Raw genomic sequence first — 14,915 nt, 5'->3', positions numbered from 1 at the left:
ATTAGTTACCTAGAGCATTACTGATTTGATCGGAAATTTCTAGGGGTTCAAAGGGTTTGTTAATGATGGCGATCGCTCCTAATCCTAAATAGAGCGATCGTTGTTTAGGTGAGTTGTTGGCTGTCATCAAAATCACCGGAATTTCCGCAGTCATTATATCATTTTTGAGCATTTTTATGGTAGCCTCTCCATCTACACCCGGCATAACTAGATCCAGTAGGATAACATCCGGTTGCTGTTGTTTCGCTATAGTAAATCCTTCCGTTCCTGATGCGGCTGTTAGCACCTGCCATTTCCCTTGCAGTTGTAAACAGCTTTCCGTCACCAATAGAATATCCTCATCATCATCAATAATCAAAACTGTTTGGCTGATCATGGTAGTAAATTATCCGATAATTTGATTGCGTCCGCCCTGTTTAGCTTGATCTAAGTTAGCATCTGCCACTCGATACAGTAGTTGTAAATCATGCCCATCTTCTGGATATTGAGCTACTCCCCCACTAAAGGTGACCGAAAAAGCTATATGATCTTCTGGAACTAGAACCTCTAAACGCCACTCTTCTAAAACTTTTTGCAGTCGCTTCATGGCATCTTGTTTATAAGTACCATACATGGCTACCGCAAATTCTTCTCCTCCCCATCTTCCTACTATATCTTCCTGTCGAAATGCTTTTTTGAGAACTTCCCCAAATCGGTGCAGAACCCAGTCCCCCGTATCATGACCATATTGGTCATTAATATCTTTAAAATTGTCCAGGTCTAAAATGGCAAAGCACAGGGGTTGTTTGTGACGACCAGCAATCCGAATTAATCGGTTTATATCTTCAGTTGATTTATAGCGATTTTCGATTCCGGTTAAGGTGTCTATCTCCGCTATATTACGCCACAGACGACTGCGATGCAAGCGACTAAATAAACGGGCTATTAATTCCGGTCCGACTACCGGTTTGCTAATAAAATCATCAGCACCGGCTCTAAATAGTTCCGCTCTAGTTTCTGGGTCTGTGTGGTTGGTTAATACTAAAATCGGCAGATAACGCCATCTGGGTTCGTTGCGAATTACCTGACATAAATCAATGCCATTATAATGGGGCATTTCTACATCAATAATTAGTAAATCCGGGTTAGATATTTCTAAGACTTGCCAGAATTTTCGCGGAGTATTTAGGGTTTTTACCTCTAATCCCAAGGGACACAACAGGGCTTCTAATAGTTCCAAAATTTGCGGATCATCATTAATCGCTATAATGGTTCCGGTGATGGTATTATTATTCAGAATTCCTGTGACTATCTCCACAATTTGATGGCTAGACATCGGTTTTTGCAGAAACGCCCGACTCCCTAAACGACACACCGTCAGCCTATCTATAAAACTCGATCGCCTTGAGAATATGACCACCGGAATTTCTGGGTGATGATAGGCGATATCTTCTAATAGCATTAACCCATCTTCTTCCGGCTTGGGAAAGTTCAATTCTAGTAAAATTATACTGGGCTGATACTCAACCATCATGGCTCTGGCTATCCCCACACCAGGAGCCAGTCGAGCCTCTAAACCACGACTATGGGCTTCCCTAATAATTTGTTCCCCTAGGATGGTATCATGATCAACAATCAACAATGACTGCACAGTGGTTTGGGGGTGCTTTTTAATCTCTTTTGTTTGGGGTTGGGTCGGCGTTTTTTTCAGCTCCTTTAAGAGGTCTTCAGTTAATTGCTCAATTTGTGTTTGCTTGTCGGTGTCTAGGGGTTGTTCTCCCGCTAACAAGTATTCGATTTTTCGGGCGATTTCGGAACCGCGACCATATCCAAAAGTTCCCAAAGAACCCGCTAGTTTGTGAGCCTCTATATAGGCATATTGACGGGGGTTATTTTCATTATTTAAATTCCCGGAATTAGCCTTAGCTATTGCTTGAATACTCTCAACTCTAGCTATGGTTTTGTCTTTGATTTTTTCCCAAATCTCCGTAACGGTTTCATCTACGGACAAAGGGGGGCGGTTCAAGGATGAATATTGATGACTAAAACTCCCGTCATCTAGGGATTTAATCCGATATCCAATCCCATAGACATTTTCAATTAACTTGGGGTCTCCGCCAGCGTCTTTTAGCTTATTGCGTAGACTTTTAATATGGGCGCGGACAGTGTTATCGGCTGCAGGTTCTTCTATTGACCAGAGATGTTCGATGATGCTATCGTAGCTGAAAACACGATAGGGACTGCGAATAAATAATTCCATCAATCCATATTCTTTGGGGGTGAGAGGTAAGACCGATTTTTGGTAGGAAATCTCGCATTTTGCCGGGTTTAAAGTTAGGTCTCTCCAATGGATGACTGGCGGTAAAGAAATGGTCGCACGACGCAATAAGGCGCGCATTCTGGCGATTAATTCTTCAGCCCTAATCGGTTTGACTAGATAATCATCAGCCCCCGCGTCTAGCCCTAAAACCTTGTCTTCGCAGCTATCACGAGCTGTTAATAATAGCACTGGCATCTGATAATTATGCGATCGCAATTTTCGACATAGTGCAATCCCATTCAGTTTCGGCAACATAATATCTAGGATAACCAAACTATATTCAAAACTTTCGATATAGTTCCATCCCGATTCGCCGTCGGTCGCTATATCGACTACATAATTATGAGCTTTCAGAGATTTGGATAATTGTTGATTCAAATATTGATCATCATCCACTAAAAGAATTTTCATGGTAAATTGAGGTTACTGTATGTTAAAATTTGATGGTTTCCCTTGATGTAAATCATAACTCAATAGACCCTTCCGTGGCTAATATCCATGAAACCCAAAATTAAAAACCAACTGGCTTGGCAGCAAGCTGAAATACTTATGCAGCCAGCTTTAATCAGAGTCCTAGATAACATTCGTAAGCAACTGGAAACATCTATATGGAAGGGAAGTTATGAAACCCATACCACCCCCTATCCGGGTTATGTACTTAAATTAGAGCATAATGGCCAACAAGTAAACATTGATGTTTGGGATCTGTGTTATCAAGTCTGTTTCCAGGACTATCAACCCACCCATACACCTGACCAACCCCAGGAGGTGGAAATTGATACCAGTTTACTGGATAATACAGGAGATGTAGATTGGGATAAACTCGATCGCAAAACTCAAGACTTAATCGAGAAAGTTTTTGCTAATTTAACAGGACAATGACTAAAACCCTCCCAGAGATTTACGCGAATACCAAAGCCATATATGATGAAGCTGGTCAGGTTCCCCTCAGTTTTGATAATGACACTGAAGCGTTGAATGCTTCCGAGGAGACGGTGGCGTTATGCGATCGCTCCCATTGGGGACTATTAGAACTTTCTGGGGAAGATCGTTTATCTTTCCTCCACAACCAAAGCACCAATTCTATTAGCGATCGCCAACCGGGACAGGGATGTGATACAGTATTTGTCACCTCCACCGCCCGAAATATCGATCTAGCAACGGCTTACATGACCGAGGAGGCGGTGTTATTACTGGTTTCGCCGAATCGCCGTCAGCACCTGCTACAATGGCTAGACCGCTATATTTTCCCCATGGATAGGGTTAATATAAAAGACATCAGCGACCAGTGGGCGGTATTTAGTCTCATTGGACCGGAAAGTTCCTCTCTACTGACAAAACTGGGGGCTACCATGGCTGAAAATCTGACCCGGGGAAATCACTGGGTTGACATGGTGGCTAATATTTCCGTTCGTGTGGCGATCGGTAGTGGTTTGGCTAGGGAAGGATACACTCTGATAGTTCCCACAGAGGCGGCGGGGAATTTGTGGCTATCTCTGACGGAAGCTGGGGCTGTTCCTTTGGGCGATCGCATTTGGGAACAACTCCGCATTCTCCAGGGTCGCCCCACACCCGATCGGGAACTAACAGAAGATTATAACCCCCTAGAAGCGGGATTATGGGGTAATATTTCCTTTGAGAAAGGTTGTTATATCGGACAGGAAACCATCGCCCGTCTCAACACTTATAAAGGAGTTAAACAACGATTATGGGGTTTGCGTCTTTCGGGTTTTGTGGAACCGGGAACCGTGATTAATCTCAAGGATGAAAAAGTCGGTAAACTTACCAGCATTACCGAGACTCAAGAGGGATGGTTTGGCTTGGGTTATATCCGCACAAAAGCGGGGGGCGAAGGCTTGGAAGTATCCCTAGGAGACACAACGGCTACAGTGGTAGCAGTTCCTTTTTTAAGCCATCCTGAAAGCTGAGATTTTAAACATCATTAACTGAGGGGATTAACACAGGGCGGGTAGTGGTTAGACGAAATCACCCGCCCGCGTCGGAGTTGGGCTTTTAAACCATCAGCCCAGTATTGAAACCGCCAATAATTTGATCAACCATCACAGCGATCGCCACCATTCCTAAAATTACCATTAAACCGGACGGCATAAATTTTCGAGTCTTCACATATCGACCCACAAAAGCTAATACTAAAACCACGGAAATAACTAGGGCAAAAATTAACGCCCATTCCCAGCCTTGGGCTTGTCCAAAAGCTGCGACCAATAACAGTATACCACTACTGACACCCGCTATTAGAGAAATCTTACTTTGGGCTTTCTTATATCCAACAATTCCCCCAACAATTGCCAAAACTCCATAAAGGAGAGTGGCGATCATACCTAAACTCATCAATCCCAACTCCTACTGATTAAAAACTGCCATCAATAGCAACTTATCAGGAATCAGACAGACTCCGCAGAAAATGTTGTAAAAATTAACGTTTTTGATGGTGGCACTATGCCATATAATCAGAGAGTGTCGTGGTTGTGTTTAGATGTAAGTTTCAGCCAAATTAGCCCATGTCCTCACCGTTATCTGAAGCGATCGCTAAAATTCGATTTCTGCAACGTCAAGCGCTATCCCTGCTGCTTTATCAGGAAGTAATGGGAGATCCAATAGGTCAAGCCTTTATGAACCTATTAGACTATATGTTACAAGCAGACAGCCATCAAACTTTACAGGCTTATAGTTACTGGTTTCGAGTCCAAGCCGAACAATCCCAAAGCTGGCAAAATTACTTAATCACTCAAATTCTGAGGGCAGATAATCCCTTTTCCCGTCAAGCCCAACAGTGCGACCTAACGGCATTAAATCCCTCTTTAATTGCGGCTACCCGTCACGATTTAGGAATCTTACATATCCTCTATAAATGTCAGGGGATAACAATGGCTCAATGGGTACAAGCGATCGCCCAAATTCCCGAATTGCCAATAGTTTGGGAAGATGAACCTATTTTAGTTGATAAAATTGAAGAACTGGCTCTGCGTAATCAGTTAGCCCAAGGGGAAAATTGGGGAGATGCCATTGAAGCGATCGCCGCCCACTATCGACAATATGGAACTGGTCAATTTGCCGAAAACCAGGCATTTCGTTGGCGGAATGGGGAACTAATGGCGATCGCGAATCCTGATCCGATTCACCTCAACCAATTAGTAGGATATGAACCACAGCGAGAAATCTTGTTAAAAAATACCGAGTTTTTATTGGCGGGATATTCTGCCTTAAATGTTCTGTTATATGGCAGTAGGGGGTCAGGGAAATCTTCCCTAGTTAAAGCCTTGTTACATCAATATAGCGATCGAGGTTTGCGATTAATTGAAGTAACTAAATCTGAACTGCGAGACCTACCCCAAGTAATTGAACAGTTGCGGGGAGTTCCCCAAAAGTTTATTATCTTTGTGGATGACCTATCTTTTGAAGAAGATGATGATGCTTTTAAAGCCTTGAAAGTTGTCCTGGAAGGAAATATGACCGCCCGACCTGAAAATGTGGTGGTATATGCCACCTCAAACCGCCGCCATTTAGTCCGAGAGTTTTTTGATGAACGTCCCCGCCCTCAAGACCAAAATGAAGTACAGGCTTGGGATACAGTCCAGGAAAAGCTATCATTTGCCGATCGCTTTGGCTTAACCCTGACTTTTGAACCAGCAGATCAGGAAACTTATCTTAGCATAGTTAAGCATCTGGCTACTCAAGCCGGAATAACTATCGATCCAGAAGATCTTGATTATCGCGCCCGCCAGTGGGCAACAAGACATAATGGGCGATCGGGACGGACGGCGCGACAGTTTATCGATTTTCTGGCCGCGGAAATTGCCCTAGCTGATCAATAGATTGGAAAAATTCGGCATCCAGTGTCATCATAATCAAGATCGGAAATACTCCCAAATCAGGAAAAATTAACTATGTCTGAATCTACTGATAGCAACGCTACTATTAAACTTTCACCCCCGGAAGCCTTTGCGGCGATCGCTTTAATTGCCATAGCCGCTGATGGTTTGGTTCTCCCCAGTGAGTCTCAAATCCTCAATAGTAGTCTATCGCGAATGCAGCTTTTTAGCGACTATTCCCCGACTCAGAAACGGGAAATGCTAGATCGTCTACTCACGGAAATTAAAACCCACGGCTACAATACTTTATTAAAATCGGCGATCGCTGTCTTACCCAAAGAGTTACGGGAAACAGTCTTTGCCATTGCTACAGATATCACTCTCGCTGATGGTGAAATTACCAAAGAGGAAGAAGACCTACTTAATGACCTCTACAGTTCCCTCGATTTATCAGAAGAAATGGCTACCAAAATTATTGATGTTATGATGATCAAAAACCAAGGATAGTCAATTCCCATAAATTCCCCTGATTTCCCCTAGTTCAGGGGAACAATAGTCCGAAATTGCTCATTTATTCATCACCTTTGTGGTATATACTAGAACTGTCTACTTTAGCGAAACTGATGCCGCTGGCGTTGTCTATTTTGCCCAGATGATGTCTATGTGTCACCAAGCCTATGAAGCCGCTTTAATTAATCTAGGCATTGACCTAAAAACTTTTGTCAATAACCCCGATTTTGCCATTCCCATTGTCCATGCTTCTATGGACTATCGGCAACCCATTTATTGTGGCGATCGGATTGTCATTAACCTCTCACCTCAACAACTAAGCCTAGATACCTTTCAGATAGAATATCAAATCTGCCTTGCTGATCAGCCTCAATCATTAATCGCCCAAGGTATAACTAAGCATATCTCAATTAACCCATCTACCCGCCAAAGACAACCCCTTCCTCCTCCCATTCAACAATGGTTAAATCCTCGACAAATACAATGATTTGTGTCATAATATTAACAGCTTTTGACCATCAATTAATTAGATGATATGACTTTGGTTTCTCAACTTAGCAATCCTCGTAGTTATGCAGTTATTGGCACCGGGGCATTAGGTGGATTCTATGGCGCTAAACTTCAGAAATCAGGACTAGATGTTCATTTTTTACTCAGAAGTGATTACGATTGGGTGAGTCAGCATGGCTTACAAATAGAATCCGTTTGGGGTGATTTTCAACTCCCCCAAGTCCCAGCCTACAATAATCCCCAAAAAATGCCACCCTGTGATGTAGTAATTGTCGCCATAAAATCCACAGAAAATCATTTACTACCCCAAATTTTACCCCCAGTATTAAAACCTGATGGCGTGGTTTTGGTCTTACAAAATGGGTTAGGAATTGAGCCAGAAATAGCCGAAATAGTCGGCAATCACAGAGTTTTAGGGGGTATTTGTGTAATTTGTTCTAATAAAATCAAACCTGGTTATATTCGCCATTTAGACTATGGTATGATGAAACTAGCCGAATATAACCACAATTACCAATCTGGTGGCATTACCCCCCGACTCCAACAAATTGGTGAAGACTTTAAAAAGGCTGGTGTCCCCCTAGACATAGCCGAAGATTTACTCTCAATTCGTTGGGAAAAGTTGGTGTGGAATATCCCCTATAATGGATTATCAGTAGTTTTAAATGCCCGCACTGATCAAATGATGTCAAATCCAGCAACTCGGGTTTTAGTTGAGGAAATTATGGGGGAAGTTTTAGAGGGTGCTAAAGGTTGCGATCGCTTTCTTGAGCGCGAAATAATTAATCAAATGTTGTCTCATACCGAAACCATGACACCCTATAAAACCAGCATGAAAATTGACTATGATCAGCGCCGCCCCCTAGAAATTGATGCCATTTTAGGCAATCCCTTAAAAATGGCTACAGCCGGAGGAGTGCATCTCCCTCGCATTCAGATGTTATATCAGCAATTAAAGTTTTTAGATACCCAAAATTGCCCTTAATTAATCTGGCAAAAAATCTGTGAGTATTTCATCCGGTTCATCATAAAAATCCTCATCATCTGCTGCCACAGTAGGTAAAGATGATCGTTGATTAGTTATACTTACTGAACCTAAGCGCCTTTCTAATATAGCCACCCTAGTTTCAACCGCCGTTAAATCTTGGGGTATTTTTTCCAGAGTTAATAATTGTCGCTGGAGTTCAATGATCTGACGACGTAAAAGTTCTATATCTGTGGCATTATTGAGGTTTAAATATTCCTTGATCGCTTCCTGCACCAGTTGCGTGATGCTGTGTCCAGATGCTTGAGATTTTTGCTCAATTTCCTGCATTAACTCCTGGGAAACTGTGACCGTTAAGGTGATATCATTAGGGGCCGACATAAGATCTGACATAATACTTGATACTTTCACTGATTCTGTTAATCATAATCCTGATAGCGGTTTCTGGGAAACTTCAGAAACTCTATGGCGGGCAGGAAATTCCCCCCTAGGGGACTAAAACTTATGATCACAAAGATGCGCTATGATTACAACCAACGTTAAGAATTGTAAAAAACATTGACTGCCCACATTCACTCCCCTAACCCCATTCAACAGCCTGCTGGCTGGCATCGCCTCCGGTGTCGTTGGCAGGGAAACCAGGAAACAGTCCGCCAAGGACTCCCCCACAGCAAATTATCCCCAGCCTGGCAAATTATGCTATTGGGAGACGGATCGCCAACCCGCCACCTGCAACTACTCACCGGGGAACCTACAGAGGTCGATGTGATTGATATGTCTGCCATTGGTATGAGTCCAGATGGTGCGCCGCCATTGATTCAGGCAGTCCCCGGCCCTCGGTTGCGCCGTCAAGTCTGGTTACGGACTGCATCAGGACAACGTTTAGCCTATGCTACTTCCTGGTGGGAAAATAGCCACGTTGACGAGTATTTACAAAATAGATCTCTGCCAATTTGGGCAAGTTTAGCCAGGCTGAGAACTGAATTATATCGAGATGTGCAAGGTATTGACTATGGCGATTCTAAAGCCTTAGAATTAGCCTTTGGACAGCCGGGGCCTTTTTGGGGTCGTTATTATCTTTTCTGGCATCACGGGAAGCCCTTAACCTTGATTTATGAGGTGTTTTCCCCCTATCTTACCAAGTATTTAGGAGCTACGCAAATGCTATGATATCAGATATCTTCATCGAGGCGATCGCTATAGAGAGACTGTAACAGATTCTCTAACTTTTCCTCCGAACAACATTCAATTACAGCCTCAAAAGCATCAACCAAGCGGGCGGCAGTTTCCCCTAAAGTCGGACTCATGCCCCACACATCCTCTACCCAATCTTGAGGGCGATCGTCCACAAAAATCAAACGTTCTAACAGTTGTTTTACTTCCGACCTAGAAATAGATGCCATAATCATTAATTCAAATATCATGCACCATTATAACATATAGGCATCCTGATTATGGATAGTCAGAAACTTTCCTTATATCAACAGGACTTTTACGGTTGGACTCAGTGGCAGTTACAAGCCTTAGCCCAACAGGATATTAATAACCTAGATTGGCAAAATTTACAAGCTGAAATTGACAGTTTAGGAAGACAAGAATATCGAGAATTAGTCAGTCATCTAACAGTCTTGTTAGGGCATTTACTCAAGTGGGAATATCAACCCCATAAACGCTCAAGGAGTTGGTTCTTGACCATTCGAGAACAGCGCCGCGCCACCCGGCGACATTTATCTCGAAATCCTAGTTTAAAGTCCCGAATCGCCCAAGCCTTGGAGGACAGCTTCGAGGCTGGGGTTGATTTGGCTCTCCGAGAGACAGGTCTGCCTTTGCGAACTTTTCCCGATATTTGTCCTTACCAATTTGATGATATTATCACCGATAATTTTATTTGTGACACCAGCCAAGATTGGGAATAAGTTATCATTAAATTACCCATTCTATGGGATAATAAGATAACTCAGAAAATAGCGATCGTATTTGTATTCATGTCCTCAACTCAATCTCCTCTCAATCTTCCATTTAAGCGTCTGCGTCAGTTGCGGACAGGCTTACTTAACTTACATAAAAATCTCCTAGAGTCCGAACGCATTACTTATGAGAAGTGTTACGGACGTATCCCCTCTAAAGGAGAATTTTTCCGGCTAGTAATTGGAGATGATTGGTTTAGCTGGCTGCGACCATTTTCCCAATTTATTGTCAAAATTGACGAAACCCTAGAGGAAAAAGAACCCGTCACCTTAGACCAAGTTAACGAACTACTAGAAGAAGCTAAATTTCTACTGCGAGTAGATGAACAGGGAACCGAACGAGAAAAGCGTTATTATCAAGCCATTCAGCGTGACCCAAATATTGCCCTCATTCATGCTGAAGTGTCAAACATATTAAAATAACACTTCCCCCGAAAATAACCTAGGGTTGGGTTCATCATATCAGCTTGCTACTACAAAGTAAAAGAATGATAAACCCACCCTTATTTTTTCTTAAAAAAACTTGATTAAACATTAATAAATAACCCGCGATCGCAGATATGCTATAATTTAAATATCGAATTTTTAAAACTGTCTTCTACTGGTTTAGACCTATGGTTTCTATTGACCTTTATAAAAATCTACCCACCAGTGATGAACTTCCCGACTCTGATGATACTCCTGTGGATAACGAAGACCAAAACTTTCTCCCCAATTACCTATTATTTCTTCTAGCAATTATCTGGAAAGACCGCAATGATTGGTATTTCGGTGTAGATATGGGAATTTATCACACCAGCGGGGATAACCCCAGAGTCCCAGTAATTCCTGATGGTTTTCTGACGGTGGGAGTGAACCGCCGCCGACCAGGTAATAAATCTCGGAAAAGTTATGTGGTCTGGGAAGAAGGGGGAATGGTTCCTCAGTTGGTGTTAGAGGTGGTTTCCTGGACTCCGGGAAATGAGTATGAGTCCAAAATGGCGATTTATGAAAAGTTGGGGGTACTATACTACGTTATTTATAACCCAGAATATTACCAACGCGATCGCCATCAACCCTTCGAGATTTATCGACAAATTGATGGTAAATACCAGTTACAAACGGGAGAACCCTACTGGCTACCAGAAATCGGTTTAGGAATTGGGAGAAGTCAAGCTACATTAGGTGGTATTGACCGAGAAATCCTGTCTTGGTTTGACCAAGAGGGGAGACGTTATTTGAGTGCGGAAGAGTTAGCACAGCAGGCTCAATTGGAAGCACAAAAAGAACGTCAGGCTCGTTTAGCGGCTATTGCTCAATTAGACAATATGGGATTAACAGTACAGCAAATTTCTGTAGCATTGGGGTTATCTGTAGAGGTGGTACGTCAGCGGCTAGAGGAATCATAGATTTGAGAAAGTTAGTTGATGTTAACTATCAATTAATGAGGGTGTGCCATTTTGCTCGGAACCACAATTTGGTCAAATTCTTCAGCCGAAATATAGCCTAATTCGACACAAATCTGCTTTAAGGTGGAATCCTTCTCCAAAGCCAAATGAGCGACTTCTGCGGCTCGGTCATAGCCGATTTTAGGACTTAAAGCAGTTACCAACATTAAAGATTGTTCTAAATAACTGTTAATTTTACTGCGATTTACCTGTAAACCAACCAATAGAAAATCAGTGAAGTTATGACAACTATCTGCCAAGATATTAACCGATTGTAGCAGGTTAAAAATCATCATTGGCTTAAACACATTTAACTCGAAATGACCCTGGGAACCCGCTATACTAATAGCAGTATCATACCCCATTACCTGAGCCGCCACCATAGTCATAGCCTCGCATTGGGTGGGGTTGACTTTTCCTGGCATAATTGAAGAACCCGGTTCATTTTCGGGTAAAATTAATTCGCCCAAACCACAGCGCGGACCACTCCCTAAAAATCTAATATCATTAGCAATTTTCATCAAAGAACAGGCTAAGGTTTTTAAGGCACCACTTGCCATAACTATGGCATCATGAGCCGCCATAGCGGCAAATTTATTGGGTGCTGAAACAAAGGGTAAATCTGTCATTTCGGCAATGTGTTCCGCCACCCTTTCCGCAAACCCAGGCGGCGCATTTAGGCCGGTTCCTACAGCGGTTCCACCAATAGCTAATTCATACAAATCAGGTAAAACCATCTCAATGCGTTTTAGGTCGGCATCTAGTTGCGCCACATAGCCGGAAAACTCCTGTCCTAAAGTCAGGGGAACAGCATCTTGTAAATGGGTGCGACCAATTTTGACAATATGGTTAAATTCTGCCGATTTCTGAGCCAGAGCATCTCGCATTTTTCGGACTTTAGGAATTAGGCGCTGATGAAACGCCAAAGCTGCTGCGATGTGCATAGCCGTCGGAAATGTATCGTTAGACGACTGAGACATATTCACATGGTCATTGGGATGAATAGGGTTTTTACTGCCCATTTTTCCGCCCACAGAAGCGATCGCCCAATTAGCAATCACCTCATTTACATTCATATTACATTGGGTACCGCTTCCAGTCATCCACACTCGCAGGGGGAAATGTTCCGATAACTTACCCTCAATTACCTGTTGCGCGGCCTGTCTAATCAATTCTGCCAGCTCTGGGGGCAGTTTTCCCAAGTCTTGATTAGTCAACGCCGCCGCCTTTTTGAGAATACCAAAAGCGGCGATCACCTCTGGGGGGATTAAATCAGTACCAATAGAAAAATAATGAAGCGATCGCTGAGTTTGCGCTCCCCAATAGCGATCGTCGGGGACCTGAATTTCCCCCATGCTATCGCGTTCAACTCGCATATTGGCATCCATGTCCTGATTCATCCCTAAGTTCCCCGTCCATTATCTATTAAAACTGCTTGAGTGCGCGTTGCATAGACCGCGCGTCATCCCGGCGCCGGATCGTCTCTCGCTTGTCGTGCAACTTCTTACCTCGCGCCAGTCCAATCATCACCTTAACCCGTCCCCGTTTCAGATACATTTTCAGAGGAACCAGAGTCAAGCCCTTTTGTTCTACCTGTCCAATCAGCTTATTAATTTCCTTGCGATGTAGCAACAACTTCCGGGTACGGCGCGGATCATGATTAAAGAAATTACCCGTATTCTCATAGGGGGAGATATGAACATTAATCAGCCACACCTCTCCATCCCGCAGCAAGGCATAACCATCCTGCAAATTAGAGCGACCCGCCCGGATCGACTTAACCTCCGTGCCTTTCAGTTCAATTCCGGCTTCGTAGGTATCTAGGATCTCGTACAGATAGCGAGCTTTACGGTTATCGGTGAGGATTTTGTATCCGTTAGTGTCTTTACTCATGACTTATCATTGTACCATGAACCAGGGTTAATTCAACAACCTTGTTGTTACCATCATTTTAATGGGACAATAAAAAATTGAGTTTAGTATACATAGCGAGTTTTTAGCATCCAATGAAGGGAACGATTTGGGAACTGGATTTTTATAGTCGTCCGCTGCGGGACGAAGACGGGAAAAAAGTGTGGGAGGTGATTATCTGTGAAACCCCCCTAGATGTGCGATCGCGCCCCGAGTCTCTATTCCGCTATACACAATTTTGTCCCAGTACCCAGGTTAACTCTATCTGGTTGCAGGGAGCTATTCAAGAGGCGATCGCCCAAGCACCATTACCACCATCAAAAATTCGTTTTTTCCGCCGTCCCATGGCGAATATGATCTCTAAAGCTGCTGAAGGATTAGATATCCCCGCATCAGCTAGTCGTCGCACCTATACCCTGTTTCAGTGGCTACAAGAACGCATCGACAAAGTTTATCCCACTTATCCTAATTATCAGGAAGGAACTAACCCATCAGTCCAGTTTGTCTCCGGCGAACCTCAACCGCTACCAGATGCACTTCAGGGGGAACAGTGGGCGATCGTTTCCTTAGAAGCCGCCGCCTTTGAAGATATGCCAGAATGGGATATCGGCTTTGGCGAAGCCTTCAGTTTACCCATGATGGGCTTATCCCCAGAAACACCAGTTCCGGGTCTGATTATTTTCACGACACGCGCCATACCCCTAGCCGCTTGGATGTCCGGGTTGGAGTTAGCCTTTCTGCGACTCGTGGAAACTCCCCGCCCTAACCTGATTTTGGAAACAGGGGAAAATGAGAGTTGGATTTTGGCTAACCTCACCGACCCCAAAACCCAGACCGAAGCCAAGAATTTTGAACAAGCCAAACTCTCGGCTAAGAATGTGCATTTTTTGGCTATTCAGTCTGACCCTAATTCCGAGTCCTTTGCTGGCTTCTGGATGCTTCAGCAGTTAGACTTCTAATCCCATTACACCGGAGGGGGGTCATACGATTATTGATTATCCCCTCTCCCACTCACCCGGAAAACATCCCACCTCTATACATACAATCTTATTTTTGTCAATATGCCCATTTTAGGCGATCGCATTTTCTCCGGGGGTCGGTGCGGCAGTCCTCTCGTTTTTCCCGTGGCTGACCTAGCACCCGACCCTACAGTTAGCCATAAAACCTTATTAATTCTTAACAATCTTTGGAAAATCAAAACTATTGGCAGCCATACATTAGCTACACTTAACTAATTTGCCGGGGCCAGACCTAGGTTGCTAACTAATTGAGAATCATTAGCGTGAAAAATCAACTTTCATGATATAAACATTTTAAAGAGAGTTATTTGCAATTGGTGTCCAGAGCCATACCCAGAGCCCTATCCTGGATTTAAAGGGTTCAAATGTTTACTGGAAAAGGTTTCTAAGTAATTAGACAACCCAAATCATGAGAAAAAACTCTCAATTAATGGTGGTTCCAGGAACTAGAGCC

At 43.4% G+C, this 14,915-nt stretch carries 18 protein-coding genes; 11 read left to right on the top strand and 7 right to left on the bottom strand.

What is annotated here, in order from left to right; all coding sequences use genetic code 11:
* Position 1: 1 nt before the first annotated feature.
* Together XZ46_RS12990 and XZ46_RS12985 are read right to left on the bottom strand one after the other, a co-directional pair.
* On the bottom strand, positions 2–376 hold the full coding sequence (locus XZ46_RS12990) for a response regulator (RefSeq protein WP_008050948.1): 375 nt from the start codon (positions 374–376) through the stop codon (positions 2–4).
* A 9-nt stretch (positions 377–385) separates the two neighbouring features.
* A complete protein-coding gene (locus tag XZ46_RS12985) occupies positions 386–2,710 on the bottom strand; it encodes a response regulator (protein WP_008050947.1) in 2,325 nt (774 codons plus the stop codon).
* An 87-nt stretch (positions 2,711–2,797) separates the two neighbouring features.
* On the opposite strand from XZ46_RS12985, the gene XZ46_RS12980 reads away from it, so the two are divergent.
* Both XZ46_RS12980 and ygfZ read left to right on the top strand, forming a co-directional pair.
* Positions 2,798–3,181 (top strand): hypothetical protein, encoded by a 384-nt coding sequence (locus tag XZ46_RS12980; protein WP_006625502.1) that lies wholly within the window; start codon positions 2,798–2,800, stop codon positions 3,179–3,181.
* Positions 3,178–4,227 carry a CAF17-like 4Fe-4S cluster assembly/insertion protein YgfZ gene (gene ygfZ, locus XZ46_RS12975; protein WP_006625503.1) on the top strand — a complete coding sequence of 350 codons (1,050 nt, stop codon included), beginning with the start codon at positions 3,178–3,180 and terminating at the stop codon, positions 4,225–4,227. The genes XZ46_RS12980 and ygfZ overlap by 4 nt, the downstream gene beginning before the upstream one ends.
* 85 nt (positions 4,228–4,312) lie before the next feature.
* Here ygfZ and XZ46_RS12970 read toward each other — a convergent pair whose 3' ends face one another.
* Positions 4,313–4,651: a TMEM14 family protein gene (locus tag XZ46_RS12970; protein WP_008050946.1), complete on the bottom strand. Its 339-nt coding sequence runs from the start codon at positions 4,649–4,651 to the stop codon at positions 4,313–4,315.
* Between the two features lie 170 nt (positions 4,652–4,821).
* Between XZ46_RS12970 and XZ46_RS12965 the strand changes: the two genes are divergently transcribed.
* The 4 genes from XZ46_RS12965 (at position 4,822) to XZ46_RS12950 (ending at position 8,137) form a co-directional block, all read left to right on the top strand.
* Complete coding sequence (locus XZ46_RS12965; RefSeq protein WP_006669585.1) at positions 4,822–6,135, top strand: ATP-binding protein; 1,314 nt, start codon at positions 4,822–4,824, stop codon at positions 6,133–6,135.
* Between the two features lie 72 nt (positions 6,136–6,207).
* Positions 6,208–6,639, top strand: coding sequence for a tellurite resistance TerB family protein (locus XZ46_RS12960; RefSeq protein WP_006625506.1), 432 nt, complete (start codon positions 6,208–6,210; stop codon positions 6,637–6,639).
* A 79-nt stretch (positions 6,640–6,718) separates the two neighbouring features.
* Positions 6,719–7,129 carry an acyl-CoA thioesterase gene (locus XZ46_RS12955; RefSeq protein ID WP_006625507.1) on the top strand — a complete coding sequence of 137 codons (411 nt, stop codon included), beginning with the start codon at positions 6,719–6,721 and terminating at the stop codon, positions 7,127–7,129.
* A gap of 48 nt (positions 7,130–7,177) precedes the next feature.
* Positions 7,178–8,137 carry a putative 2-dehydropantoate 2-reductase gene (locus tag XZ46_RS12950; RefSeq protein WP_006669586.1) on the top strand — a complete coding sequence of 320 codons (960 nt, stop codon included), beginning with the start codon at positions 7,178–7,180 and terminating at the stop codon, positions 8,135–8,137.
* On the opposite strand, the gene XZ46_RS12945 is transcribed toward XZ46_RS12950, so the two are convergent.
* Positions 8,138–8,518, bottom strand: coding sequence for a ribbon-helix-helix protein, CopG family (locus tag XZ46_RS12945; RefSeq protein ID WP_228116552.1), 381 nt, complete (start codon positions 8,516–8,518; stop codon positions 8,138–8,140). It abuts the gene before it with no gap.
* 177 nt (positions 8,519–8,695) lie between these two features.
* Between XZ46_RS12945 and XZ46_RS12940 the strand changes: the two genes are divergently transcribed.
* A complete protein-coding gene (locus XZ46_RS12940; RefSeq protein WP_006625510.1) occupies positions 8,696–9,307 on the top strand; it encodes a chorismate lyase in 612 nt (203 codons plus the stop codon).
* Between the two features lie 2 nt (positions 9,308–9,309).
* On the opposite strand, the gene XZ46_RS12935 is transcribed toward XZ46_RS12940, so the two are convergent.
* Positions 9,310–9,546 (bottom strand): hypothetical protein, encoded by a 237-nt coding sequence (locus XZ46_RS12935; protein ID WP_006625511.1) that lies wholly within the window; start codon positions 9,544–9,546, stop codon positions 9,310–9,312.
* Positions 9,547–9,591: 45 nt separating this feature from the next.
* On the opposite strand from XZ46_RS12935, the gene XZ46_RS12930 reads away from it, so the two are divergent.
* The 3 genes from XZ46_RS12930 (at position 9,592) to XZ46_RS12920 (ending at position 11,492) form a co-directional block, all read left to right on the top strand.
* Positions 9,592–10,053, top strand: coding sequence for a DUF29 domain-containing protein (locus XZ46_RS12930; RefSeq protein WP_006625512.1), 462 nt, complete (start codon positions 9,592–9,594; stop codon positions 10,051–10,053).
* Between the two features lie 69 nt (positions 10,054–10,122).
* Entirely contained in the window at positions 10,123–10,527 is a 405-nt protein-coding gene (locus XZ46_RS12925) for a hypothetical protein (RefSeq protein WP_006625513.1), read from the top strand.
* A 191-nt stretch (positions 10,528–10,718) separates the two neighbouring features.
* On the top strand, positions 10,719–11,492 hold the full coding sequence (locus tag XZ46_RS12920) for a Uma2 family endonuclease (protein ID WP_008050940.1): 774 nt from the start codon (positions 10,719–10,721) through the stop codon (positions 11,490–11,492).
* 32 nt (positions 11,493–11,524) lie between these two features.
* On the opposite strand, the gene fumC is transcribed toward XZ46_RS12920, so the two are convergent.
* Both fumC and smpB read right to left on the bottom strand, forming a co-directional pair.
* Positions 11,525–12,931, bottom strand: a complete 1,407-nt coding sequence (gene fumC / locus XZ46_RS12915) for a class II fumarate hydratase (protein ID WP_008050938.1) — start codon at positions 12,929–12,931, stop codon at positions 11,525–11,527.
* Between the two features lie 25 nt (positions 12,932–12,956).
* Positions 12,957–13,424 carry an SsrA-binding protein SmpB gene (gene smpB, locus XZ46_RS12910; protein WP_006625521.1) on the bottom strand — a complete coding sequence of 156 codons (468 nt, stop codon included), beginning with the start codon at positions 13,422–13,424 and terminating at the stop codon, positions 12,957–12,959.
* 113 nt (positions 13,425–13,537) lie between these two features.
* On the opposite strand from smpB, the gene XZ46_RS12905 reads away from it, so the two are divergent.
* Positions 13,538–14,401, top strand: a complete 864-nt coding sequence (locus tag XZ46_RS12905) for a Tab2/Atab2 family RNA-binding protein (RefSeq protein ID WP_006625522.1) — start codon at positions 13,538–13,540, stop codon at positions 14,399–14,401.
* Positions 14,402–14,915: the final 514 nt, after the last annotated feature.

Origin of the sequence: Limnospira indica PCC 8005 (assembly GCF_000973065.1) — a bacterium.
GTDB classification, from domain to species: Bacteria; Cyanobacteriota; Cyanobacteriia; order Cyanobacteriales; family Microcoleaceae; genus Limnospira; species Limnospira fusiformis.
Note: the sequence above shows the minus strand (reverse complement) of the source record. Positions and strands in the feature narration are given on the sequence as shown.